The sequence below is a fragment of the Pseudoalteromonas aliena SW19 genome (genome assembly GCF_014905615.1).
GTDB lineage: Bacteria > Pseudomonadota > Gammaproteobacteria > Enterobacterales > Alteromonadaceae > Pseudoalteromonas > Pseudoalteromonas aliena.
Genome location: NZ_AQGU01000025.1, coordinates 623,991 through 649,087 on the forward strand (window position 1 = coordinate 623,991; position 25,097 = coordinate 649,087).

Consider the following 25,097-nt stretch of genomic DNA (forward strand, 5'->3'; position numbering starts at 1 on the left):
TTGTAAAGTAGTTTAATGTTACTATGATCTTTCTTAAGCGCTGGAGCTATTACCATGAATATTGCTTTTTTTAGTACTCAAAAGTACGAACTGCCTTTTTTTGAACAAAGTACACGCGATTACAGCGCTATAAAAATAACGTATTTTGAGCAAGCACTGAGCGAGCAAACGGCTATTTTAGCAAAAGGCTTTGATGCCATATGCGTATTTGTTAACGACTGCGTAAACGCCGCTGTTATTGAGCAGTTGGCAAACTTGGGCATAAATACTATTTTGCTGCGCTGTGCTGGCTTTAATAATGTTGATTTACCAGTAGCAAAAGCACATAACTTAAATGTATTGCGCGTGCCAGCATACAGCCCCGAAGCTGTTGCCGAGCATTGTATCGCGCTCATGCTAACACTTAGCCGCAAAACGCATAAAGCGTATAACCGCGTACGCGAAGACAACTTTGATTTAAACGGATTGCTTGGTTTTAACTTGCACAATAAAACAGTGGGTATTGTTGGCTGCGGAAAAATTGGCCTTGCGTTGTGTAACATATTAAATGGCTTTGGTGCCAAAGTATTAGTGTGCGATCCCTGCGCGCAACCTGGCAATTACACCATTACCGATTTAGATTCGCTGCTAACTCAAAGCGACATTATCTCACTGCACTGCCCACTAACGGATCAAACTCACCATTTAATAAATGATGAAGCATTTAATAAAATGAAGCCCGGCGTTATGCTCATTAACACCTCTCGCGGCGCATTACTAAATAGCAAAGCGTGTATTAATGCGCTAAAAACTAAAAAACTAGGTTACTTAGGACTCGATGTTTACGAGCAAGAATCAGAGCTATTTTTTAAAAATCACAGCGACGAAATAAACCAAGACGATATATTCTCGCGCTTAGTGAGTTTTAAAAATGTTTTAATAACAGGTCATCAGGGCTTTTTTACGCAAGAAGCACTCACCGAAATAGCAAACATAACCCTACTTAACGCGCTTGAAGTAAGTGAGGGTAGGCCTCTAACTAATGAGGTTTTATAAAGTTCTTAGCTGTACCTAAATAACAAGCACAAAAAAAGCGAAGTGCGTTTAAACTCACTTCGCTTTATTAATCTATTTTTAGGGCTTAAATAAAACTAGCCAAACGCGACGTTTGCAAACACTAGAGTCATTAATATTGGGCAAACAAAACGTATATATTGAGCAAACCAATAATGTACACCAGTTGTTGCTTGGTGTAATTTATTGCCACGCTGCCACATCCACCCTACTGTAATAAAGTAAAACAAGCCCATAAGCGGCAATTGGTATTGAGTAAATAGCATAATTACCAAGCCAAATAACCAGTCAAAATTTAATATAATCGCACTTGCACACACAAGCACAACGGCGCTAACTGCCCATGTAGCTTTACTGCGGCTAACGCTGTGATTTTCGACTAAAAATGCTACCGGAATTTCAGTGGTTGAAATAGTTGACGTAACCGATGCTATCGACATTAATACAAAGAATAATAAGCCCACTAATAAGCCAACTTCGCCCATCGCACTGAATAGCTGCGGTAAAATAGCAAAAATAAGTTGCCCTTCGCCAATCAGTTTACCATCGTTAAATACTTCAACGCCGTTACTTTGCGCTACATAAATAGCCGGCACAATTAATAAACCCGCTAAAAACGCGACACTTGTATCAAGCAAAGCAACACTTGCGGTAAGCTTTGGTAAGTTGGCATCTGGCTGTAAATACGAGCCATAAATCATCATGCAACCCACACCTAGTGAGAGCGAAAAGAACGCTTGTCCCATTGCCGCAATAATTAAATCAGGGTCGAATATTTGGCTAAAATCAGGAATTAAATACGCAGCAAAGCCTTCGCTTGCGCCTTCAAGTGTTGCAATGTAAGCAATTAAACTTATAAGTAGCACTAATAAAAGCGGCATTAAACGGCGCGACCAGGTTTCGATTCCCGACTTAACACCTTTTAAAATAATGCTGGCGGTTAAAACAAGCATAAGCGGCGTAAATACAAAATTACGCAGCACTGAATCACTATGTAAAAATTCGCTTGCCCCTGTGAAACCTAAAAAGGTTGTTATGGGTTCAATAGCGTACGAGAGCATCCACCCTGCCACTATTGAGTAAAAACTGAGCATAACAACTGCGCCGGCAAGGCCAATATACCCTGCTGCTGCACCTACTTTGCGATTAGTGTTTTGCCATGCATCGCCCAACGCTCTTACAGGATTAGCTTGCGCGTTATGCCCTAAATACAGTTCGGTATACAGCGCCGGAAGCGCAAGTAAAAATATGACAATAAAGTAAACCAGTAAAAATGCGCCGCCACCATGATTGGCTGCTTGCGTAGGAAAACCCCAAATATTACCTAAACCGACTGCTGCGCCAGCAGCCGCTAAAACAAAACCAAGTCGGCTTTGAAACCCATCACGCACTTGTGCCATACATCTACAAATCTGTTATTATTTTGATTATTGTGAATTAAACCATATTTCATGCCAGCTGAGTAATAAAATTGCTCGTTGTATAAATAAGCACTGTTAACCGCTCATAATTACAGCGGCTCACTCACTTTAAGCATTTATGACCACACATTATTTTGAAAACACATTAAGCATTACCTCAACTCAATTGGCGAAGTTACCGTTAGCTAATCACAGTATTTTACTCTTTAATGCTAAAACACTTGAGCTTAGTGACTTTAATTTGCCTGATTGCTTAAGCTCATTTGAGCTATCAGTTATAAACCGTAGAAAAAGCCCGCAAGCTAAGCAAGAATATTTAGCTTCGCGGTTATTGTTAAAACACCTTATTAAAATAACGCAGCCGCAATATGTGCTCGTAGCGCTTAATAAAATGAGTACAGAATTTGACGAGACAAGCTCAAAACTGAAAATACACGTGGGTGATGATGTTATTAATACCTGTATTTCGCATTCGCATGGTTTAGTTGGGGTCGCGCTTAACCTTGATAAAAGTGAATTTGGTTTTGATGTTGAAAAAGTAAGCTTAAAGCGCCCATTTGAAAAACTCGCCAAGCATTTTTATCATAATGATGAAATTACACTTATCACCAAGCCCACTAATACCCAAGCCCAAGCAGATACATTTTTCAGAATTTGGACATTAAAAGAGTCACTTGCTAAGGCCACCAGCCGCCCCATTGCAAAGCTACTTAGCCCTAATGTGTTTGACGAGTTAAATAGTGCAAAGCTGAGTGCTAGCAGCAATCGCGTTGCGGTAACTAATAGTAGTGAGAGCAATGTTTGTTTTGATGTAAGTGTGGTGCATAAAAAAAGCATCGACTGGCGATGCTTTTTATTAAGTGACTTTGTTAATTAATTTTGTTAACTGATTTTACTAGGTAATTTTACTAGTTGATTTTCCTGAATAACCGTTACTTACGCAGCAAAATCATTTTCTAATAAACGGCTATGAATAGATTGCACTACGTTATCTGACTCAGTTTGCTCTACTAAAAAGCACAAGTTGTGTTTACTCGCACCGTGACAAATTAATCGAATATTAAAGTCTTTTAGTACACTCATTAAGTTCATTTCGTGTTGGCGTAATTGAATCTCAGAGCCAATAAGTGCCACCAATGTTAGGTTATTTTCTACCGACACATGGCAAAACTCTGCAAGCTTATCTAGGCATTCTTGATCAAGCTCTGGGCGCGAGGCGTTTTGCGCGTTATCAAGCGTTATGGCTACGCTGATTTCTGAGGTGGTTACCAAATCTACCGATATATTATATTCGCTTAATAGCGTAAATACGCGGGCTAAAAAGCCGCTTGCTAGTAGCATTTCTGGGCTTTTAAGAGTAAGCAAAATTTGGTTTTTACGTTGTGTTACTGCGCGTATACCTGGTTGTTGCGACTTTTCACGTTCAATCCATGTACCACCACGTTCTGGCTCGCGGCTCGAACCAACAAATACGTTAATGTGACTACGGCTTGCGGGTAAAATAGTTGCGGGGTGCAATACTTTTGCACCAAAGGTCGCCATTTCAGCGGCTTCGTCAAAGCTTAAGCGTGCAATTGGTGTCGCTTTTGCGCACAAACGCGGATCGGTGCTAAAAATACCCACAACGTCAGTCCAAATATGCACGCTTTTAGCATTAATTGCTTCAGCCAATAGTGCTGCACTGTAGTCTGAACCACCTCGTCCTAGCGTTGTGGTTTGGCCGTTCTCGTCACTGCCAATAAAGCCCTGAGTGACAATTACTTGAGCATCTAACAGCGGGATTAAATGTTCTCTAGCGGCTTGCGCTGTGGCTGCAACATTGGGCGTTGCTTTACCAAATTGGCTATCAGTTTTAAGCACCTTGCGCACATCAAAGCGATCTGCGTTTAAACCTTGTGAACGAAGCACCTGAGCAAACAAATACGACGACAAACGCTCACCAAAGCTAAGTAGCTCGTCGTGTTGTTGATCGGTTGTTAGTGACTCTTGAGCTAATGTTTGAAATGCCTTTAGGGTTTCGTTAAAGCCAACCGCTAAATCGGCATCTAGCGATAATTCATCTAAAATAGTGTGTTGAATAGCAAGCACGCCGTTTATGTGCTCTTGGCGCTCACTTGAGGTAATACTTGATTTACACAGTGCAACTAAGTGGTTAGTTACGCCGGCACTGGCGCTCACGGCAACAATACGTACGCTTTTATCTGCAACAATAATTTCGCTACAGCGACTCATCGCTTCAAAGTTTGCAACACTGGTTCCGCCAAATTTGGCAACGATGTAATCTGATTTTGCGCTTAACTCTGTTTGAGGCACTGTTTGTAGCGCTGGTTGGGTAGTCATTTAGTCTCCTTTCGCGATATCCAAATCGCAATAAAACAAGAAGAACTTGGCAAAGGAATGCTTGAAGATAAGTCCACTGCCAGAAGCTCTCCACCTATATTGGTGACAGTTTTGAGGATTCAGCCCCATAAACCGAAAAACAATGACGACGTATCATTATTTTTCTCGGCGAGTACTTCCCTCCTTAATGATCATCGGCTCTCGTCGCCTACCATTAAGTACCTAAGTATCGCACCTCTTCTGAATGTTTTATTAACCAGTGGCTAATAAAACAAAACCCCACTAAGTAGCGGGGCTTTGAAAGTTATCGTTTAGACGTCTAGCTGTCAAGCATTTAATAATTTATGAGTTAAATAAAACTGCCCATATAATACGAGCCCGCATATCCAACCGTGTAACAAATTAATAAATGCAGCGATAAACGCAAGTAGCTCATAAAGGTAAGCGCTTTAACTTTACTCATAGCAATAATGCCCGCAGCCGAGCCAATGATCAGCATTGAACCGCCCACGCCCGTTGCATACGTAAACGACAACCAGTGTTGTTGGCTCATTACTATATCTGCTTTTAATAAAGCAGCAGTAAGCGGTACGTTATCGACCCCTGCTGATAATATGCCCATTAAGTAGTTTGCGTACTCGGGTGCCATTACCGTGTATAGATCGGTAAATTTACTTAGCATACCAATTTCTTTTAGTGCGCCAACAAGCAGCAGTACACCAACAAAAAATAGCAATGTGTCGTATTCTATATCGCGAACAAAGTCGATTATGTCTTTGTTTATGTCTTTTTTCCGCATTAAAAATTGCGCGACTAAAAACATCACTGATAAGCCAAACAAAAAGGTAAGTAAAGGCGGTACGCTGTAAATTACACTCAGGGTAAGTGTGCTCACTACGGTAGATAAAAATATAACAGCAATGGTAATGTCGGTTTTTTCTATTCGGGTTTTACCCGCACCAGCAAACTCAACACGCCCTTTCATACCGATAGACAATAGCGCAGCTAGTAGCATAACACTTGCAAGTGCTGGCGCGATAAGTAGTAGTAAATGACCTATGGTTACTTTGCCATCTAAAAATATCATCAGTGTGGTTACGTCACCGGTTATTAGCGATACCCCACCTGAGTTAACCCCAAACACGATAAGCGTGGCATATTTAATGAGTTTTTTAGGTTCAAGTTTTAACGACATTACAACGGCTAAAGAGATAAGCGTAGCCGTTACATTATCTGAAATCGACGAAAACAAAAACGCAAAGCCACCTACCAAAAACATGAGCTTTTTTTCGCTAATGCTTTTTGGCATAACACGATGAACAATATTTTCTATAAACCCTTTTGAATTTAAATACGCGACAAAGGTCATTGCAGCCATTAAAAATAGCCATAATGAGGCAATTTCTAAAATATTTTCGTTAAGGAGGTGTTGAACTGAATCGGAGCTTTGTCCGTGAAGAGGGTAGATAAAAAGAAGAATCCAGCAAAGCGTACCAAAAAATAATGTAGTTTTAGCTTTGTTGACATGGATTATATCTTCTATAACGATGAGCAAAAATGCAATCGCTATCAGGGTTAGAATAGTCGAGGAAACCATGGTAGATAAACAACCTTTGATATAGTTTTAAAGAACACGCAAAACAGAACCTTTCGCATGTGTCTGTTTTCGGCGCGGATTTTAGCACTGCCGCCGTGCAAAAACTATTATTAAATGGTCTTAAAAACGAATACTATATACAGACAAGGTTAATTAAAAACACGTAATAATGAGTATAAACTCGATACTCAATAATAAAATACTAGGATGTAGTAACGCCTTATGATCCCAGCAAAAAAGCTACTTAATACCTTAACCGAACATTGGGGTGTATTAGAGCTGTTATTTAAACGTTTTAAAATGGCTGACTTTAGCCTAAAAGACGTACAAAACGCGATTAAGCAAAAGCAACCTACGTGGTCAAACGAACGCATTTATAAAGAAACAAATCGTTTATTAAACCAAGATATTTTAATTCCACTGGCTAAATCTTCTCAACTTGAAATAAATCGTGCCATTGCCGATTTTGCTACTTTTTTACTGCAAGAAGAGCACTTAGGCTTAGCGCAAGAAATTAGCGTATTAGTCGACGACCTAGCCCGTTTAGGTAACCGCCTAGATAGCGCTGGCGAAATAGAAGACTTTGACGATTTACGCCGCTACAGCCGTATTATGGATGATCGGGTGCGTAAAATAATGAAGCTATACGCACACAACGAAAATGCGATTTTAAACATTGTTGAACAAGCTAAATCTAACAATGCCGTGCAATCGCTGCAAAAGCGTTATAAAGCGGTAACAGAAGCGTTTGACGAATACATAGAGCCAATGCTTGAAATGGTTGATATTCGCGGTGATTTTCATGCGTGTTTTACCCTCATTGAAGAGCAAATAAGTAAGCAAATACTACACATTGAGCGTTCAGGTAAAGCCTACAACGACAAACGTATGCTTGAGCAACTGCGTACTCGTATACTCGAAATGCATTTAATGGGCAGAGAAAGTTTACGTAAAAGTGCCGACATGCTTATGCCACTGCGCGAAGAGCTACGCCGTAATAACTTAATTACTCGCCAAGCATCAAAAGTACTTGGGCTTGTGCGTAAAAATGGCGTAGACAACATGCTAAGCGCAGTACAGCCACACTTTGTGAGCGATGCACAGCGATACTCGCTTGGTCAGCAACGCCATATTGTGGCTTACATGGCAAGCTTGGTTGAATTTGAGCACGAAGAATACCAGTTACCCGATCAACAAGATGTGCCTGCATTTGTAACGCCTAATATTCCTGACTACAACGATGTTAAAACCAGCTTTGCTAAGCGCTTTAATAAAAAACGCAAAAAGCCGCAGCCCTTGCTGCAATTTTTAGACGAAAGCTATCCAGATCTCGATGCCGACGAAATGCTATTTTTGTATCAAAAATTAGTCAGCGACAGCGATATTAAAATAATTCAAAGCGATGAAAAAGCCCGCGTAAACATTGCCGGTCAGTACTTTTCTTTATATCCATTTAATTCAGAGCCTCAGTTAGATACAAAGGCAGATAAGTAACTCTTATGATAGAAACCACTACAACACACATAAACTTAAACGAGCTAACTCATCTACAAGCCATTAATAAAAAATTAGTAGCGGGTTATCACATTTGCGAGCAAGACAACGTAATGTGGCAAGAGCTTGACCAACACATAGAAGACTACACCGCCCTATTTACCGCCCTAGGTCACGATTTAAAACGCGATAGCCGTGGCTTTTATTATTTTGGTAGCGACGAAAGCACGCCAAATATGGGCAAAATATCTCGTGCTATCGCACTCACCATTTACATTTTAATTGAGCACTACGCCAATACGGGTAAAGACCCAATGCGCGCATTGTTTGACGACGTAAACGATTTAGAGCTTATGCAAACGCTGGTGCAAATTAACAAACATTTGTTTGATCAACTTGAGGTGTTTTCGGGCTCAGATCTGCGCAAAGACGTATACCTGCGCATGGTACGCTTAGGTTTAGCCCGCGAAGTAGAAGGCGGCTTTATGCTACAAGCGCCAATTCACCGTTATATTGATGCACTAATGGAAGTAAATGAAGAAACCTACCTAACAGAGGACGAGGAATGAAAAATCTATATGGACTAAGTAAACTCGCCCTACTTAACACCGCAGGCTATGCAAAATGTGTGATCCCGCTTGATAAAAGTAGCTCTATTTGCGCGCCAAATAACACAGGTAAAAGCTCGGTTATTAACGCCCTGCAGTTTCCGCTTATTAACGATTTACGCTTAACAGAATGGGACGGGCACGATTTAGATGAAACCCGAAAGTTTTATTTTTCATCCGATCAGTCGTACATTTTACTAGAAGCTAACCTGCCCCATGGCTCGGTAGTCATTGGCGTTGCAGGACTTGGTAAAATTGCCGGTTACGCGCATCAGTACTTTTGCTACCAAGGAAAACTTGATTTAGAGCAGTACACGCAAGGTAAAACCATTATTAAATTTACCAAGCTGTTCAACCATTTAAAATCGCTTAACTACAATCCTATTGAGCTTAAAGCACAAGAGCTAAACGCGCTATTGACTGGCGGTGCAACCCCGTTTGACAGCGACATTAACTTAAAAATGATCCCGCTAAATAATGTCCAAGATTCCGCTATTTATAAAGAAATATTTAGACGTATTCTTAACTTACACAAATTAGGCGCAAGCGATGTAAAACGCTTTATGCTACGCGTGTTTGAACGCCATATGTCAAACTCTAAGGTCGACTTTTATGAAGTATGGCGCCGCTCGTTTGATAAAGTAAATCGCTCAAAACGCGAACTAAAAGCCCTTGAGTCAATGCAAGAGCCAATAGCCGCGCTTGAATCAATGCTTGAAAACCAAACCGTGCTTAAAGGTAAATTAGCGGCGTACGCGCCTAAAATTGACCAAGCACTGATTGATTTTGATACCTATCAAGAGTCGCAACTTAACGAGCTCGGTATAGCCCTTGAAGATATAGAGCACGAAAAACACGAGTTTGAGCAAAAGCAAAGCCTATATGTACAGCAATCGCGCGATATAGAGCGCAGACAAACACAAATTGAGCAGTGGTTTTTAGATTACGATGCGCTTAAAAGCGAGTTTGAACTGGTAAATAAAGCCACGCTTAAAACCAGCCTGACTCAGTTAAAGCAAGATTACGAGTCGCTTTCGCACTCTATAACCAGCGCACAAGGGCAAAGCCTGCACACGCTTGACTACCGCATTAGCGAAACACAAAAACAAATTAAGAGCTTAAAGCTACAACTTAAAAACCTTGAGTTTAATTTGTTTACCCGTATGCGCGAAGACCTCTCTTTAAAAGAAGTAGAAGAAATATCGCGCATTTTAAACCCAGATATTCTCTCGTTTGCGACCACCACTAACGGCGATATAACCATTGATGACGAAGACGCGTTTGGGGAATTTTTATCGCTGTTAAGTGAAAACGTTAAAGGCGGCGTATTAACGCTACCAGGCGCGAGCATTAAACTTAAAAAGCTCTCGCCTGTACAAATGCAAAGCGGTGAAAACAAAGAGCAATTAACCGCTCAGCTCAGTGCACTTGAGCATTCACTTAAAGAGTTTAAGCAACAACGTGATGTTGCTGCAAACGTTGCCGACAAACAAAAAGAAAAAGACGCGTTATACGATGAGCTTATGAGCGCAGAAAGCGCGCTAAAACGCTTAGAGCAGTTTGATGTAATGCAGCAGTCAGTTGAAGCGCAAGCCATGCTAAAAGAGCAGTTATTAGCTGAGCGCGAACAAGTTGACGACTACCTACAAGATATTCAAAAAAATAGTGGTTCAATTGCCGATCGCCGCTCGCTAATTAAATCGAAACAAGAGCAAATTAATCGCCAAACTGAGCGCTTACGCCAAGTTAAAAGCGAGCGAATTGACCACACGCTTGACTTATACAGCGGCAAAGTAACCCCGTATATGATTGATATTACAGTCGACTTTGATAACTTAAGCGATCTTGTTCATCACTTTAATAAAGACTGCCAAGAGCTGCGTAATTTTGACATAAACGTGCGTAATACCTATCTGCATGTATATAACGCCGGTATTACTAAATTCGACAACGAAAACGACGAATATACTAAATACCAAAAGCTGATAAGCGCCTTTCATAATATTGATAACGAACGCGACGCAGTTGAGCGCCAAGCACGCGTTGCGCTTACCGAAGTGGCCGCAACTATAAAAGGCTTGCGAGAAGATTTAGACCGACTTCGCCGCGAAATGAACAGCTTTAACAAAGGCATAAGCCAGCACCGAATTTCAAACCTGCAAGCGTTTAAAATTAACGTCATACCGCGCAAAATGCTGGTTGATAGTATCGATACCATTATCAGCACCTCGCATCAGTTTGAGCAAGGTGACACGCTTGATTTACTGAGCCAAGAACCGTACAGCGAAAGTGCGGTAAACGAAGCAAAAGATCATTTAATTAAACTCGCCTCAGACAAAGCTGGCCTAACACTTACTGATTTATTTGATATTCGTTTTGAAGTAGTTAACCGCGCAGGTGAAACTGAGCACTTTGAAAAAATAGATTCGGCGGGTTCGAACGGCACACGTATTACGATTAAGTTATTGTGTGGCATGTTGTTTATTCGCTACTTATTAAGCGATCAGGAACAAAACCTATACCGTATACCTATTTATATAGATGAAGCAGCTGATATCGATCCACAAAATCAAAAAGCAATTATAGAAACCGCACTAAGTTTTGGCTTTGTGCCTATATTTGCCTCAGTTAAGCCACAAATAAGTTGTGACTATATCGTGCCTATTCGTTCAGTAAAAGACGGCGCACAAAACTGGGTAGATGAAAAAGATTGGATTGAAGTTGAACATTAAACAAAGTGATTAGACTAATATTTAGGACGTTTAAATAATACACATTTTTACTATGTGTGTTATTTTAAATTAATGCATTTTATTGGAGCAAACGTAATGAAAAACATACTTATTGTTGCAGCGCTAGCACTACTAACAGCCTGTACACAAACCCCAGATTGGGATTACGATAAATCGGCCAACTTTAGTAATTTTAAAACATTTGCTTGGGTAGAAAACGCCAGCCTAACCAAAGATACAAATAACTATCAAATTAATGGTCTAATGGAAAAACGTGTTCGCACTGCTGTTAATAAAGAGCTGAGCCAAACATTAGGTATGAGCTTAGTGGATGCAGCAAATGCTGATGTACTTGTTAACTATCATGCATCGGTAGATAAAGAGCTTGAAATAGATACCTTTAACGTAGGTTACCGCCACAACTGGGGTTACTGGGGCACTGGATTTGAACGCGATACAACCGCGCGTGAATACGAAGTGGGTACGTTGATTATTGATATTGTAGATCGTGAGTCAAACCAGCTAGTATGGCGCGGCGCAAAAGAAGGCCGTTTAAAGAAAAATCAATCGCCAGAACAGCGTGAAGCATCAATTAATAAAACAGTGAGCGAAATTTTAAGTAACTTCCCGCCACAAAAACAGCAGTAACTTTAAAGTTAGTTTGAAAAAGCTCACAGTATGTGAGTTTTTTTATGGGTGCTTGTTTTTGGGACTTTTGAAATAAAGCGCTCGTTACGTCAGCAAGCTGCACGTCTACAAAAAAAACATCGGATAAACTTTACCTGTAGGCGCTAAGCTTGCTTGCGCGAGAAGCGATAGCTTCTAATTACTTACCTTTACCTAACGCTATATTCAACCTTAAATTACGAGCTGCGCTCGTTACGTCAGCAAGCTGTACGTCTACAAAAACACCGAATTAAACTTTACCTGTAGGCACTAAGCTTGCTTGCGCGAGAAGCGACAGCTTCCAATTAGTTACCTAACTTTATTTCAAGTATCAAATTTACGATTTATACTTATTCAATAGCTCAAGCGGTATATGGCAATAGTCATCAGGATGATTAGTTAAACGGTCTTGATGCTCAGGATCGCTTGGTACGTAATTAGTTAGCGGCTCTACACCTACCACAACTTTATCGGCATCACTTCGCTGGCTTATATAATTGCTAGCAACCTTTAAATGATCTTGGCTTTTGCTATAAATGGCAGTGCGATATTTAGGGCCTACGTCATCCCCTTGTTTGTTAATACTATACGGGTCAATAATTTCAAAAAAGAAGCCAATCAGCTCGTTTAAGCTAACCACTTTTGTACTAAATATTACTTTTACACACTCAGCATAACCGTCGTATTCGCCCTGTGTATTATCATTTGTTCCATTAGCCCGCCCTGCTTCAGTACTTATTACACCAGGTAAGTGCTTTAAAAATTCTTGTACACCCCACAGGCAGCCACCAGCAAAGTAAATAGTATTTTGTTGTGTCGTATCCATTATAAATGTTACCCAATAAATAAAGTGTAAATGGTTATCAAATGCAGTTATTAACAAATTAATGTACAATCGCGCACAAAATGACTGCTGTTACATTTAGTTATTTTATCATGCTCAAATATAAGCTTTGAAATTAATTGTAACCGCAGCTACAAATAAAAAATGATGAGAAACACATGAATCGCACACCACACCTTATAATACCTGCAATATTATGCAGCGTTACTGCATTTGCTAATGCTAATACGCTATCTGATGAGTCGGCAATCGAGAAAATAACGGTTGAGGCCTCACCCACTGCAAATAAGTTGCCAGTAGGTACATTCGACTCGCCTATTTCTAATTTAGAATATGACCCCCGAGTTGACCTTCAATCGCGTAATATGGCTGAGGCGCAAGCTGATGTAACTATACGCGGCGGTATTTTCGAAAACACCGGTTTTAGAGTAGGAAGCGCTACCCTGCTTGACCCGCAATCTGGTCATTATTTTGCTGAAATCCCTATTGCACCGCAAATGCTGACAGGACCTTATATTTTAACAGGCGCCGATAACGCACTGCTCGGTATGAATAGCTCTGTAGGCACGGTTTCATTTGGCTGGAAACCAATTATTACAGGCGGCAGTATATCGCTTGGTACTGGCACAAATGACTTTAATCTTCAAAGCATTCATGCTGCTAAAAACACACAACTTGATAGTTTAACTAACTATACTCTGGGCTTTGAAGGTGAGTATTCTCACTCGCAAAGTGATGGAACCATTGATAATGGTGACCATGACTTTTCGCGCGCCTCAGCTCGCGTGCAATTAGCAAGCGAGGACAGCCAAACCGATTTATTTTATGGCTCGCAAGATAAGTTTTTTGGCTGGCCTAACTTGTACACCCCTTTTGGCGTTAACGAAACTGAAGATTTAGAAACCCGCCTTTGGATGCTTAATCACAAGCAAAGCTACGCTGATAACAGTAACTTTGAAGTATCGGCGTATTATCGTACCCATGACGATCACTATATTTACTCGCGCGAAAATCCTAGTGCATTTGAAGCTTTTCATAAAAGCGACGTTAAATCGCTTGGACTTTCGGGTCGCCATGCACAAAGCGATGCACTGGCAATAAATTACTCAGCACAATTTATTGATGACGCGATTGAATCAACAACACTTGAAAACAACTTTACCTCACGAAAGTATTATAAATTAAGCGTATTGCCTGAATACCAAATGGTGCTTGAGGATAATAAACAACTTACATTTCGTTTAGGTGCTGCGTTTGACGATACAAATAGAGACGACTCTGAACTGTCACTCATTGGTGATGTAACGCTAAATACACAAAACAGCGAAGGTTTTGAGCGCACGTTTTATTTATCTTATGCACAAGCAAGCCAAGTTGCAGGCTATACCGCCATTGGCGGCAGTGATTCTGGTGGATTATTTAGAAGTAATTACAACCTTAAGCGCGAAACCACTTCAAACTTGGAGCTAGGTTTATTACTTGAAGAACAAAGCTGGCAGTTAAACTCGGCTATTTTTTATCGCAAAGATAATAACTTAACCGATTGGACCTTTAACTTTGATTCAACTTCAGCGCGCTTTGCAAACCCAGTTGATATTGATACTGCAGGGGTTGAATTTTTAGCGACTAAGCACTTTGATACGGCAAAACTTATAGCAAGCTACACCTATTTACATAAATCAGAAAACTACGGCGTAGCCGATATTGATGCCAGTTTTTACGCATTAAACTTTCCTGATCACCGTTTAACACTTGGCGCTGTGTACAACCCAACTGATATTTTAGAATTTAGAATAGATAACGAATGGCGTACACAACACAAAAATGCACTTAGAAACGGCAATGACAACGCGTTATTTACCCAGCTAACGCTTAGAATAACTCCGCCACAGTTGAGTAATTTATTTATCACCTTAGCGGCAGATAACTTATGGGATGAGTCGTTTGAAGAAATACCTGGTACACCTGGGCGCGGTGAACAATACACGTTAAGTGCAACGTATAGCTGGTAACTAGTAACGTAAGCAAGCTTCACGTCTACACAAACACTCACACACCTCCACGTTGGCGGTAGACGTGGAGCTTGCTCATGTGAAAAGCGCAGCTTTTAATTACTTAAAAGTGTTCAAGTAAATTGGCATCAAACACACGGTTAAACTTCAATCAAAAGAATGATGCTAAAATAAAAGCAATGCTAGAGAAACCAAAAAGCCATGTATAAATTAGCTGTGCAACGGTAAACATAATAGGGTCTTCAGCAATATCTAAGTTGTCGTTTCCTCCATAAGTCCAGCCACTGTTAAATGAGTGAAATAGTAGCCCGCCTGACATGCTCATTAATAGCAAAGAAACAAACACATCAGAGCCATCGAGTGTATTGGGATCTATGGAAAATCCTACAGGAAAGCCAAAAATTAGGCCAAATAAGAACAAACCAAGGATACGCTCTGCTGTGCAGGTGGTTTTTAAAACAACTTGTTTTGCCGCTATCGCAGATTTAGCCTCACTTTTAAGCGTATTTATTTCAGTTTCTCTACGAGAAAACTCAATCATTAGCGCATTAAAATTCTCTGCGTATTTTACTTTATCAATACTCTTTTTTGCTTCGAGTAGTTCATCTAATGAATACTTTGAATAATCGACTTTGATACAATATTTCCTTATAAAGCTGAATAACTTCGGCAAATCCAGTTATCCAAGAGTTTCCCTACTAAATTAGTTAATTATTTTACAGTACACTTTTTTCATTTGTAAATGTATGTGTATTTTAATAGTTCACTAAGTGAGCTCTTCAAGCTCGGTAATAAGCGCTAGAGCTTGTGCATTTGTTGACCCGCACACATCAAGCGTGGCGCTAAAATCACTACATACTTTTGGGCGACTTTCATCACCAAATAACTTACATAAATTACGTTCATCTAGCTGAATGCAACGTTCTCCGGCTTTTTTGCCATTTGGCATACCTGGAATTGGCGAACTAATACTGGGTGCAATACAACATGCACCACAGCCTAGTCTACACTCCATCGATTCAGTTTTCATAATATCCTCTGTATAAAAAGTAACGTCTTTAATTCTTTTTCAGGAACCTAATTAGTCACACGCTTAGTTGTAATGTACATATGTAATGCTTTGTTACATCTTAAAACAGCTTGTAAACACTTTATTGCGTATTATTACTGTGTCACCACCAATAATGAGGAATGCCTTGTGGCTACTAAAAAACAAATAATACTCCCAATTGCAGTTTTAGCAGGTGGCATAGCATTAGCTATCGCTTTTATGGCTATGAAAAAGCCACCGGAAGAAAAGCCTGAGCAAGACATTCGCCCTTTAGTGGCAACCCAAAGCATACTATTAGATTCTATCACGCTCGATGTTAAATCGTACGGCATAGTAAAACCAAAAGACCGTACCGAGTTAATAGCGCAAGTAAGCGGGCAAGTTATTTCGGTATCAGATCAATTTGTCGAAGGTGCGTTTGTAAAGCAAGGCGATATTTTAGCACGAATTGATGCAAATGATTACGAGGCAGACTTTATTGAAGCGCAAGCGGGTTTAGCGCAAGCAAGTTCGGCACTTGAAATAGAGCGTGCGCAAGCGCATGTAGCAAAAGCAGAATGGGAACGTATTAAGTCAGATTCAAGCGAAGCTATTGCCTCAGAGCTTTATTTACGTAAACCGCAATTAGCTGAAAAACTAGCACGCTACCGCTCAGCTCAAGCCAGTGTAAAACGCGCTAGTCGTAATCTTGAACGTACTTATATTAAGGCCCCATACGATGCGATTATTAACGAGCGCACGATTAGCTTGGGCTCAGTAGTTAATCCAGGTAATAGTTTTGGCGCATTAAGTGCGACATCTGTTGCAGAGGTTCGTCTACCGGTTGCCGACCAAGAACTGCAATATTTAGAAAATGGTGGCGTCGGTTCAAACGTTACATTTAATGCAGAATACGCGGGCAAACAAACAATGTGGCAAGCCAAAGTAATTCGCACCGAAGGTGTGGTTGATCAAAAAAGCCGCATGAGCTACCTAGTAGCACAACTTGCCACACCGTATGGCGATAAAACACGCCCTCTTCGTTTTGGTTCATACATTAATGCGACAATTGAAGGCCGCCCACTTGATAACGCAATTGTTGTTGCGCACCATTTAGTTAAAGATAATAAAATTGTAATTTTAAATGACGATTTAACATTGTCCTTTAAAACCCTAAATATTATACGCGAACAAAACGGCATGATTATCGCCAGCCAAGGGTTAAAAAATGGCGAGCAAATTGTCACCTCAGCGCTTGAATATCCAACCGAAGGTATGACTGTAAAAATTGAAGACGTAGCACCTAATAACAGTGATATTACTCAACTTGCACTTAAGGAGGAGTAACCATGAACACTCGTGAAACAGGGCTAATAGCATGGTTTGCCCGTAATCCCGTTGCAGCTAACCTATTAATGATATTTATATTAGTGGGTGGTCTTTTAATGGCAATGACCATTCGCAAACAAATGTTCCCACAGTTTGAAAGTAACTGGATAAGCGTACAAGCGGTTTATCCGGGTGCTGCCCCGCAAGAGGTTGAAGAAGGAATAACGATAAAAGTTGAGGAAAATCTTGAAGGTCTTGAAGGTATTAAACGCCTCATTACCTATTCTAACCGAGGTTTTTCGCAAGCCTGGATTGAAATAGAAGAACAATATAATCCACAAGAAGTACTTGATGAAATTAAAGTACAGGTTGATTCAATAAACACCTTTCCTGCGGGAATGGAGCGTCCTGTTGTACGTCGTGATAAGTTTGAGCAAGAGGTAATGATACTCGCGCTTTACGGCGACATGAGTAACTACCAGCTCAAAGAGCTTGGCAACGATATAAAAGATGAACTCCAAGCCCTACCCCACGTTAACCTTGTTAATTTTAATGGCGGCTTAGAATACGAAATTGGTATAGAAGTCAGCCCCGATAAACTACGCGAATATGGCTTAACATTTAGAGATATTGCAGGCGCTGTGCAAAGCTTTTCAGCCAATATGTCGGCGGGGCAAATACGCTCTGAAAACGGTTATATTTCGATGCGTGTTGAAAAACAAGCCTACCGTGGCTTTGAGTTTGAAAAGCTGCCGCTTATTACCCTTGCTGATGGCGCACAAATTTATTTAGGCGATGTTGCTATCATTAATGATGGCTTTGAAGAAGGCCTACAGTATTCTAAATATAATGGTAAAAATTCACTCTCATTTGAAGTAAATGCATCAAAAGATCAAGACATTACCGATGTAGCAAAAGTCCTTAAAAGCTACATGGCAACTAAAGAGCCACTTTTACCAGCAGGCGTTAAGCTCTCCCCTATTGTTGATTTAACTTACTACCTTGAAGGTCGACTCGATATGATGGTCGATAACATGATTTGGGGTGGCTTGTTAGTAATGATAGTGCTGGCACTATTTTTACCGCTACGCTTGGCATTTTGGGTCATGATGGGTTTACCGGTGTCTTTTCTGGGTGCCTTTTTGTTTATGCCCATTGGCTTTTTAGATGTAACAATAAATCTAGCCTCGCTATTTGCCTTTATACTTGTACTCGGGATTGTTGTTGATGATGCTATTGTTGTCGGAGAATCTGCCAGTGCCGAAATAGAAAAATACGGCCATACACTTGATAACGTAGTTCGCGGCGTAAAACGTGTTGCCATGCCAGCAACCTTTGGTGTATTAACGACCATTGCTGCATTTTTACCACAAACACTCGCAACCGGCCCTGGCGCTGCTTTTTCTAAAGCAATTGGTGGCGTGATTATTTTATGTTTGATTTTTTCACTCATCGAATCAAAACTAATTTTACCTGCCCATATTGCAGCAATGAACCCGCGTAAACCAAACCCTAAAAACCTATTACATCGCTTACGCATGGTTATTGATAGTGGTTTAAAAGGCTTTGTGGATAACTATTACCTTCCTTTTGTTAGTCGCTGTATTCACTACCGCTATACCGTAATAGTTGGCTTTATGTGTTTGCTTATTGTAAGTGCAGGTATGTTTGCAGGTGGTTTAGTTAAGTTTGTACCCAACCCTAAAATACCGCACGACTTTCCACGTATTGATATTGAAATGAACCTTGCTTCATCTGAGCAAGCAACGCTTGAAACAGCGCGTAAAATAGAAAGCGTGTTATTAAAGGTCGATCAGCAACTACAAGAGCAATACGGTAAACCGATGATCCGCGATTTATCGGTAAGCTTACGTGGCCGTACTCAAGCGAATATTATGGCTATTTTAGTAGAGCCTGATTTACGCCCTATTGACACCTTTGCTCTAAGTGCATTATGGCGCGAGCAAATGCCCGCTCTACCTGGTATTAAAACCATGACCATTCAAGACAGCATAATGAATGGCGGTCGAGATGATGGCGATGTTAGCTTTAAACTTGAAGGCAAAAATGCTGACGAACTAAAAGAAGTAGCCGGTAAATTAAAAGCTAAATTACAAACAATGGAAGGTGTTGGCGACGTAAACGACTCAATGCAAAGTGCTACCGATGAAGTACAGCTTGATTTAAAACCACTGGCTTACAGTATGGGTTTAACGCTTGCTGATGTAGCATCGCAAGTAAGCTTTAGTTACTACGGCTTAGAAGCGCAGCGAATATTGCGTGAAGGCGAAGAAATTAAAGTCATGATCCGCTACCCAGAAGACGAACGTAACTCAATTAGCGACATAGCAAGTGTGCGTATTATTACGCCTTCTGGCGCTGAAGTACCACTGAGTGAAGTAGCCGAAGTTAAACTAGTTGACGGTGTAAACCGTATTCGCCGCGAAAACTCTAAACGTACTGTAAACGTATGGGCTGCGGTAAATACCGACCAAGCCGAACCATTTGCTATTGCAGAAGAAATTCGTGATGAATACTTACCAACACTACTTAAGAGCTACCCTGGCGTGACAAGTGATGTAGCTGGGCGCATTCAAGAAGAGATGGATAGTGCTTCAGAGCAGCTTCGTGACTTTGGTATATCAATGATGATTATATTTGCCTTGTTAGCGATTCCACTTCGCTCTTACTCGCAGCCACTTATTATAATGTCGGTTATTCCGTTTGGTGTAGTGGGCGCGATGTTTGGGCATATGATTTTAGGTATGACCATGAGCAGCTTATCTATGTTTGGCATTATTGCTGTAGCGGGTGTGGTCGTAAATGACTCCCTCGTTATGGTTGATTTTGTAAACAAAGCCCGCGCTGAAGGTGTTGCGATTAAAGATGCAGTAGTACAAGCCGGTGCTCGTCGCTTTAGAGCGATATTACTCACCTCAATCACAACCTTTATTGGTGTAATGCCGATTATTTTTGAAACGAGTTTACAAGCTAAAATTGTTATCCCAATGGCTGTATCACTTGCTTTTGGTGTGCTATTTGCCACAGTAATTACACTGATACTTATACCGTGTCAGTACGTTGCACTAGAAGATGCTAAGCGATTAGTACGTAAAATGCGTGGCAAGCCACCACACGTAGATGCCCAACCAGCGCCTATTGAAAGTTAAGTAAAGTAAAATCCCAACCAAAAAAGCTCAGCATACTATATGCTGAGCTTTTTATTTTTAGGGCGCGTTGATCTTTGGTGGTTGGATTTATCACTTGCAAAGTATTTTATCTCCATGACTTGGAGGCGTGGACGTTACTATAAAGACTAAGTCTTCATTTTGTTGATTACTAAGCGTGTGTTTTTTGGTAGCGGGGATATGAAGTCCTTGGTGCGTATGTAGCTTATGTATAACACCTTCACATTCTATTGTTGCAATGCCACTGAGAATATAAAAAAATTGCTCTGCATAGCGATGAAAATGCCTTACTTCACTCTCCCCCCTTGGTACACGTTCTTGAATCACACTTAAAGAAGCCGATTTAACTAGATGCCAACCATCACAATTATTACCCCATCTGTAGTGAGTTGTGCTGTTAGCACTTACTTTATCCATTTTATCTCCATACATTTAGTTTAAAACACACTTATCAATAATGCCTTTATTGACCAACTGCTTTAAAATAGCTTGGGATTTTGCTCTGCAAGCATCACGTAGTAAGCGCACCGCAGGGGTTATTGACTGCCTACTTGGGCAAATAAGCCAGAGTTCACCATCAATATGTTGGTATTTTGGCATCACAGTAATCACCCTATCATTGAGTAAATCATCGGCTATATCAAGTGCCGACTTTACAGCCAAACCTTTACCTGCAACGCACCAGCGCCTAACTAAATCACCATCGTTTGAAGCGCGCCTGCCATCCATTTTAACTTTATATTTTGCCTCACCATCGGTGAACTCCCACGTATTATTTATAATGTCCTGCAACTGATAAAACAAACCTTGATGCGACGCTAAATCGTCAGGATGCACGGGAGTTCCGTTTTGTAAGAGATATTCGTCAGTTGCACATAATAAGCGCGGTACGTTACAAATTTTAAAACCATAAATACTTGCATCATTAGGCGAGCCATAACGAATCGCAATATCAACTGAATCTCGATAAAAGTCGATATTACTATCACTTATATGTGTTCTTAAACTTAACTTTGGGTAATTGTCCATGAGTTCATCAATCCATGGGATCACTAAATTTCGCCCCAAATCAGATGAAAGCGCAACACGCAACTCCCCTTCAATTTCGTCGTGTTCACCTTTTAGATTTTGCTTTGCAAGCTCAAGTACTGCTAAAGCCTGTTCACATTGTGGAATGTAGCGCTCCCCTGCAGCCGATAACCTTAAATGACGGGTAGTACGAACAAACAATTCGCTACCAAGCGCCGATTCTACACGTTTAATAGCAGCGCTTGCTGTGGCTGTACGCATATCTAACTTAGCAGCTGCGAGCGTAATACTTCTAAACTCAGCGACTTTTAAAATAAGTTTTAAATCTTCTACGTTCATATTATCTATTTATATTTGATAATGATTCAATAATTATGCTATTTATTAAATGCAAAGCAAGCGCTATTATCGCAGCCATATGCAACACTGTTGTTTAAAACTGATTGGTCACTATTGAATCTTTTGAATTTGCACCAATTTACAATAATTCGCTCAACCTTATTTATTTGGAAAAATAATGACTCACCCAATTATTAGTGATTTAGAAAAACGTTACACGACTAAACGTTATACAACTAAGCGTATTGTTCAAGATGACCTAGACGTAGTTTTTGAAGCTATGCGTCTTTCACCTTCATCTATTAACTCGCAACCTTGGAAATTTATTGTTATTGAGTCTGACGAAGCTAAAGAACGTATGCATAATACCTTTGCTAATAAATTTCAATTTAATCAGCCTCATATTAAAACAGCGTCGCACGTTATTTTATTTGCTTACAACCCTAAATATACACGCGAAGATTACGCACAAGTCATTGATGCCGACATTAAAAATGGTCGTACAAAAGTAGAAAACCGCGAACAATCATTTGGCGCATTTGCCTTTGTAGATATGAATACCGATGAGCAAGGTAATAACGCAACATGGACTAAAGCGCAAACTTACATTGCGCTAGGTAACACCATGCATGCAGCAGCACGTTTAGGCATTGATTCAACCCCAATGGAAGGCGTAGACGCTGAACTTATTGGTGAAATCTTTGAAAAAGAGCTAGATGGTTATATTTGTGATGTAGCTTTAGTGCTTGGCTACCATGATGACTCTGAGGATTATAATGCTAAGTTACCTAAATCTCGCTTGGCTAAAGAGCAAGTTATTCAGGTTTTATAAGTAATACTTTATACACTTAAATGATAACAATATTAGGGCGTGTTGATCTTTATGGATTGAAATTTGTTCAATATAGGGTCGATTTAATCGCGGCGTGAGGTTTGTAACCTAGCGGGCTAAGTCAAAACCGAGCAACAAAGAGTTAATCGTCCCTAGAAAGAACCCAAAGGGCAGCGCATGTTTGGCATTTATGCTGCGTTATCGCCTATTTATGGGGAATAACCACACTACATAAACTCTGCCTTGCCTAAATACCAAACAATCTGCTGCAAATTCAACCACCAAAGATCAACACGCCCTAAAAAACCACTTATTTAAATAAGTGGTTTTTTTGCTTTGAAGTGCTTTAACTTACTTTGCGCTCTGCAGCTTGAATGTATTGCACTAAATCTTCAATAGAAACCACAGTCATATTATGTTTATTAGCATAATCACTTACCTCAGGTAAGCGCGCCATTGAACCATCTGGGTTGGTTAGTTCGCAAATTACGCCAAATGGTTTTAAGCCAGCAAGTTGCATTAAATCAACTGATGCTTCGGTATGACCACGACGCACTAATACGCCGCCCGTTTGTGCTTTTAAACCAAATACATGCCCAGGGCGCGATAAATCACTTGGTTTTGCGTTATCGGCTGTCGCTGCTTTTATAGTCGTTACTCTATCAGCAGCAGACACGCCTGTTGTAACGCCATGTTTAGCTTCAATAGTGACTGTATAAGCGGTATTATTTTGACTGGTGTTGTTGGTTACCATTTGCGGTAAGTCGAGCTGTTTAATACGCTCATCTCCCATACATAAGCACACAATACCGCTGCCTTCGAGGATCATTTCAGCCATTTGAGGGGTCGTTAAATGCTCAGCTGAAAATACAAAGTCACCTTCATTTTCACGGTTTTCGTCATCAACAACAAGTACGCCTTGCCCTTGCTGTAGTGCAAAAATTGCGTTTTGTACACGGATACGGCTTTCGCCGAATTGAGTTAGTAGAGACTGAATCATCATTATATTCCAAATAAAAAATAATAGATTCAGGACACTGAAAGGCATGGCAAAGCCATACAAATAAAATTGTATGAATTACACCAAAACAGCATTAAAAGTGCTCACCAAAAAGCTACGTTTTGGTGTACATAAATAAGCTATATTCTCTTTCATCCGGACTCTAACCGTCGGCTCTGGCATCTCACCAGATCTGCTTGACCTTTACTTAACCTAAAAATAAGTTAAATAAAGCGCTCGCGGGCTCGTCTGAGTTACAAGTAACATTAAACATACCGCCGGTGGGGAATTTCACCCCGCCCTGAGAATTTACAGTAAGTATTAGCACTTACTGCAGGCACATTATACGCCTGTATTTATTTGTTTTTCAAAACTAAATGCGATAAAAACTACGAAAGATGAATATTTAACGATGCACTGTTTACTATACCTTCATTTATATCAGCAATAAGCGTACACGTAGCGCCGTTAACTAAATTTAAGTTAGGTTGAACATGCCCTATATCAGCATCAAAAATGACTGGAAATAAACACCCACCCAGTGCTACATCAAGCGCATGTCGATAGTCAAAGGCATCATAATGACTTTGAGTAATTTCACTTCGCCCTAAAACCAAACCATTAATGTCGTCAAATATGCCAGCTAATTTTAATGACAGTAAAAATCGTGCAACGGTTGTAGGTGTAAGCTCTGAGTTTTCGAGGTATAAAATAAGTCCTTCGGGTGCACTGTCCTTTTTAAATTCATGTAGTGCTAAAAATGGTGAGTCGAGCAGTAAACCTACTGTATCTAAACATCCGCCAAATAAGCGACCTGACATTTCTATGGTGCGTTTATCTGTGTAGTTTAAACATTGCCACTTTGTTGGCTCACTAGGACTTAGTAATTCATTTGGGTTTTGCGCGTAGCTAGGCTTGTTTTTTTGATATAAAGAGGAAGGCCCCTGCTCAAATTTACTACCCGTTTCGTAGGTAAGGGTTTCAAATATTTGTAAGCTATACGGATTTTTTTCATCAGGATGCAACTGCATAAGGTTAGCACTGTGCAGTGTCGCCCATTGGCACTTAGCCGTTAATGCACAGGCAATAGTACTTACATCAGAAAAGCCAACTAACCATTTAGGCTTTGCTTCTTTAATTGCGTCAAAATCAAGTAGCGGCAGTATTTCCATTGCCAGCTCACCACCCATTGGCGGCATAATTGCGTCAATTTCTTCATCTAATAAAAAGCCCATTAATTGCTGAGCATGTGCTTTAGCATTAAGCTGTTCTCGCGGTTTGTTTTGACGTAAAAACTCGCCTTCAATAACATCATACCCTCGATTTTTTAATCCATTTATAACAATGTCTAAACGTGTATGGTATTTTGCTTTCACACCTGCTGAAAGCGAACAAATTGCTATTTTTGAGCCTACTTTTAAAGGCGCTGGGTAAAGTACATTAGCCATATTTTTCCTTGTTTAATAAGACGCTATAGATTTACCTACCATACCAACATAGAACAGGTTTATAGAATATGAATACTTGCGCGAGCATACTGAGTTTCATAAGTTAAATTACAGGCATAAAAAAACCGATGTAAT

Annotated in this window: 20 protein-coding genes and 2 riboswitches; of the genes, 10 read left to right on the forward strand and 10 right to left on the reverse strand. The window is 40.3% G+C overall.

Going from position 1 to position 25,097, the window contains the following annotated elements; genetic code table 11:
- Window positions 1–54: 54 nt before the first annotated feature.
- Window positions 55–1,035: a 2-hydroxyacid dehydrogenase gene (locus tag PALI_RS08370; protein ID WP_193155554.1), complete on the forward strand. Its 981-nt coding sequence runs from the start codon at window positions 55–57 to the stop codon at window positions 1,033–1,035.
- Between the two features lie 95 nt (window positions 1,036–1,130).
- Here PALI_RS08370 and PALI_RS08375 read toward each other — a convergent pair whose 3' ends face one another.
- Window positions 1,131–2,453 carry a sodium-dependent transporter gene (locus PALI_RS08375; protein ID WP_193155555.1) on the reverse strand — a complete coding sequence of 441 codons (1,323 nt, stop codon included), beginning with the start codon at window positions 2,451–2,453 and terminating at the stop codon, window positions 1,131–1,133.
- Window positions 2,454–2,592: 139 nt separating this feature from the next.
- Between PALI_RS08375 and PALI_RS08380 the strand changes: the two genes are divergently transcribed.
- On the forward strand, window positions 2,593–3,351 hold the full coding sequence (locus PALI_RS08380; RefSeq protein ID WP_193155556.1) for a 4'-phosphopantetheinyl transferase family protein: 759 nt from the start codon (window positions 2,593–2,595) through the stop codon (window positions 3,349–3,351).
- A 59-nt stretch (window positions 3,352–3,410) separates the two neighbouring features.
- Here PALI_RS08380 and lysC read toward each other — a convergent pair whose 3' ends face one another.
- Complete coding sequence (gene lysC, locus PALI_RS08385; protein ID WP_193155557.1) at window positions 3,411–4,814, reverse strand: lysine-sensitive aspartokinase 3; 1,404 nt, start codon at window positions 4,812–4,814, stop codon at window positions 3,411–3,413.
- A gap of 75 nt (window positions 4,815–4,889) precedes the next feature.
- A riboswitch (Lysine riboswitch) is annotated at window positions 4,890–5,062 on the reverse strand.
- Between the two features lie 101 nt (window positions 5,063–5,163).
- Entirely contained in the window at window positions 5,164–6,411 is a 1,248-nt protein-coding gene (gene nhaD / locus PALI_RS08390; protein WP_077538154.1) for a sodium:proton antiporter NhaD, read from the reverse strand.
- A 222-nt stretch (window positions 6,412–6,633) separates the two neighbouring features.
- Between nhaD and PALI_RS08395 the strand changes: the two genes are divergently transcribed.
- The 4 genes from PALI_RS08395 (at window position 6,634) to PALI_RS08410 (ending at window position 11,893) form a co-directional block, all read left to right on the forward strand.
- Window positions 6,634–7,905, forward strand: a complete 1,272-nt coding sequence (locus PALI_RS08395) for a hypothetical protein (protein ID WP_193155558.1) — start codon at window positions 6,634–6,636, stop codon at window positions 7,903–7,905.
- A 5-nt stretch (window positions 7,906–7,910) separates the two neighbouring features.
- Entirely contained in the window at window positions 7,911–8,474 is a 564-nt protein-coding gene (locus tag PALI_RS08400; RefSeq protein WP_077538156.1) for a condensin complex protein MksE, read from the forward strand.
- Window positions 8,471–11,245, forward strand: a complete 2,775-nt coding sequence (locus PALI_RS08405) for a coiled-coil domain-containing protein (RefSeq protein ID WP_193155559.1) — start codon at window positions 8,471–8,473, stop codon at window positions 11,243–11,245. Before PALI_RS08400 ends, PALI_RS08405 begins: the two co-directional genes overlap by 4 nt.
- A gap of 96 nt (window positions 11,246–11,341) precedes the next feature.
- A complete protein-coding gene (locus PALI_RS08410; protein ID WP_193155560.1) occupies window positions 11,342–11,893 on the forward strand; it encodes a DUF4136 domain-containing protein in 552 nt (183 codons plus the stop codon).
- Window positions 11,894–12,248: 355 nt separating this feature from the next.
- On the opposite strand, the gene PALI_RS08415 is transcribed toward PALI_RS08410, so the two are convergent.
- Window positions 12,249–12,737, reverse strand: a complete 489-nt coding sequence (locus PALI_RS08415; protein WP_193155561.1) for a peptide-methionine (S)-S-oxide reductase — start codon at window positions 12,735–12,737, stop codon at window positions 12,249–12,251.
- Window positions 12,738–12,913: 176 nt separating this feature from the next.
- On the opposite strand from PALI_RS08415, the gene PALI_RS08420 reads away from it, so the two are divergent.
- A complete protein-coding gene (locus PALI_RS08420; protein ID WP_193155562.1) occupies window positions 12,914–14,767 on the forward strand; it encodes a TonB-dependent receptor plug domain-containing protein in 1,854 nt (617 codons plus the stop codon).
- A gap of 151 nt (window positions 14,768–14,918) precedes the next feature.
- Here PALI_RS08420 and PALI_RS08425 read toward each other — a convergent pair whose 3' ends face one another.
- Both PALI_RS08425 and PALI_RS08430 read right to left on the reverse strand, forming a co-directional pair.
- A complete protein-coding gene (locus PALI_RS08425; protein WP_193155563.1) occupies window positions 14,919–15,440 on the reverse strand; it encodes a hypothetical protein in 522 nt (173 codons plus the stop codon).
- Window positions 15,441–15,533: 93 nt separating this feature from the next.
- Window positions 15,534–15,797, reverse strand: coding sequence for a YkgJ family cysteine cluster protein (locus tag PALI_RS08430; RefSeq protein ID WP_077538164.1), 264 nt, complete (start codon window positions 15,795–15,797; stop codon window positions 15,534–15,536).
- Window positions 15,798–15,965: 168 nt separating this feature from the next.
- Here PALI_RS08430 and PALI_RS08435 point away from each other — a divergent pair, with 168 nt between their 5' ends.
- A complete protein-coding gene (locus tag PALI_RS08435; RefSeq protein ID WP_193155564.1) occupies window positions 15,966–17,144 on the forward strand; it encodes an efflux RND transporter periplasmic adaptor subunit in 1,179 nt (392 codons plus the stop codon).
- 2 nt (window positions 17,145–17,146) lie between these two features.
- On the forward strand, window positions 17,147–20,296 hold the full coding sequence (locus PALI_RS08440; RefSeq protein WP_193155565.1) for an efflux RND transporter permease subunit: 3,150 nt from the start codon (window positions 17,147–17,149) through the stop codon (window positions 20,294–20,296).
- A gap of 90 nt (window positions 20,297–20,386) precedes the next feature.
- On the opposite strand, the gene PALI_RS08445 is transcribed toward PALI_RS08440, so the two are convergent.
- Window positions 20,387–20,731: a cupin domain-containing protein gene (locus PALI_RS08445; RefSeq protein ID WP_193155566.1), complete on the reverse strand. Its 345-nt coding sequence runs from the start codon at window positions 20,729–20,731 to the stop codon at window positions 20,387–20,389.
- 15 nt (window positions 20,732–20,746) lie between these two features.
- Entirely contained in the window at window positions 20,747–21,682 is a 936-nt protein-coding gene (locus PALI_RS08450; RefSeq protein ID WP_193155567.1) for a LysR family transcriptional regulator, read from the reverse strand.
- A 178-nt stretch (window positions 21,683–21,860) separates the two neighbouring features.
- Between PALI_RS08450 and PALI_RS08455 the strand changes: the two genes are divergently transcribed.
- Window positions 21,861–22,514: a nitroreductase family protein gene (locus PALI_RS08455; protein ID WP_193155568.1), complete on the forward strand. Its 654-nt coding sequence runs from the start codon at window positions 21,861–21,863 to the stop codon at window positions 22,512–22,514.
- Between the two features lie 346 nt (window positions 22,515–22,860).
- Here the strand turns inward: PALI_RS08455 and ribB are convergent, their stop codons facing one another.
- On the reverse strand, window positions 22,861–23,514 hold the full coding sequence (ribB, locus tag PALI_RS08460; RefSeq protein ID WP_193155903.1) for a 3,4-dihydroxy-2-butanone-4-phosphate synthase: 654 nt from the start codon (window positions 23,512–23,514) through the stop codon (window positions 22,861–22,863).
- A gap of 140 nt (window positions 23,515–23,654) precedes the next feature.
- Window positions 23,655–23,827: riboswitch (FMN riboswitch) on the reverse strand.
- A 76-nt stretch (window positions 23,828–23,903) separates the two neighbouring features.
- Window positions 23,904–24,962, reverse strand: coding sequence for a S66 family peptidase (locus tag PALI_RS08465; RefSeq protein ID WP_193155569.1), 1,059 nt, complete (start codon window positions 24,960–24,962; stop codon window positions 23,904–23,906).
- Window positions 24,963–25,097 lie beyond the last annotated feature (135 nt).

Coding starts and splice junctions, on each gene's coding strand:
- PALI_RS08370 (WP_193155554.1), top strand. CDS start 55: ATGAATATTGCTTTTTTTAGTACTCAAAAGTACGAACTGCCTTTTTTT.
- PALI_RS08375 (WP_193155555.1), bottom strand. CDS start 2,453: ATGGCACAAGTGCGTGATGGGTTTCAAAGCCGACTTGGTTTTGTTTTA.
- PALI_RS08380 (WP_193155556.1), top strand. CDS start 2,593: ATGACCACACATTATTTTGAAAACACATTAAGCATTACCTCAACTCAA.
- lysC (WP_193155557.1), bottom strand. CDS start 4,814: ATGACTACCCAACCAGCGCTACAAACAGTGCCTCAAACAGAGTTAAGC.
- nhaD (WP_077538154.1), bottom strand. CDS start 6,411: ATGGTTTCCTCGACTATTCTAACCCTGATAGCGATTGCATTTTTGCTC.
- PALI_RS08395 (WP_193155558.1), top strand. CDS start 6,634: ATGATCCCAGCAAAAAAGCTACTTAATACCTTAACCGAACATTGGGGT.
- PALI_RS08400 (WP_077538156.1), top strand. CDS start 7,911: ATGATAGAAACCACTACAACACACATAAACTTAAACGAGCTAACTCAT.
- PALI_RS08405 (WP_193155559.1), top strand. CDS start 8,471: ATGAAAAATCTATATGGACTAAGTAAACTCGCCCTACTTAACACCGCA.
- PALI_RS08410 (WP_193155560.1), top strand. CDS start 11,342: ATGAAAAACATACTTATTGTTGCAGCGCTAGCACTACTAACAGCCTGT.
- PALI_RS08415 (WP_193155561.1), bottom strand. CDS start 12,737: ATGGATACGACACAACAAAATACTATTTACTTTGCTGGTGGCTGCCTG.
- PALI_RS08420 (WP_193155562.1), top strand. CDS start 12,914: ATGAATCGCACACCACACCTTATAATACCTGCAATATTATGCAGCGTT.
- PALI_RS08430 (WP_077538164.1), bottom strand. CDS start 15,797: ATGAAAACTGAATCGATGGAGTGTAGACTAGGCTGTGGTGCATGTTGT.
- PALI_RS08440 (WP_193155565.1), top strand. CDS start 17,147: ATGAACACTCGTGAAACAGGGCTAATAGCATGGTTTGCCCGTAATCCC.
- PALI_RS08445 (WP_193155566.1), bottom strand. CDS start 20,731: ATGGATAAAGTAAGTGCTAACAGCACAACTCACTACAGATGGGGTAAT.
- PALI_RS08450 (WP_193155567.1), bottom strand. CDS start 21,682: ATGAACGTAGAAGATTTAAAACTTATTTTAAAAGTCGCTGAGTTTAGA.
- PALI_RS08455 (WP_193155568.1), top strand. CDS start 21,861: ATGACTCACCCAATTATTAGTGATTTAGAAAAACGTTACACGACTAAA.
- ribB (WP_193155903.1), bottom strand. CDS start 23,514: ATGATTCAGTCTCTACTAACTCAATTCGGCGAAAGCCGTATCCGTGTA.
- PALI_RS08465 (WP_193155569.1), bottom strand. CDS start 24,962: ATGGCTAATGTACTTTACCCAGCGCCTTTAAAAGTAGGCTCAAAAATA.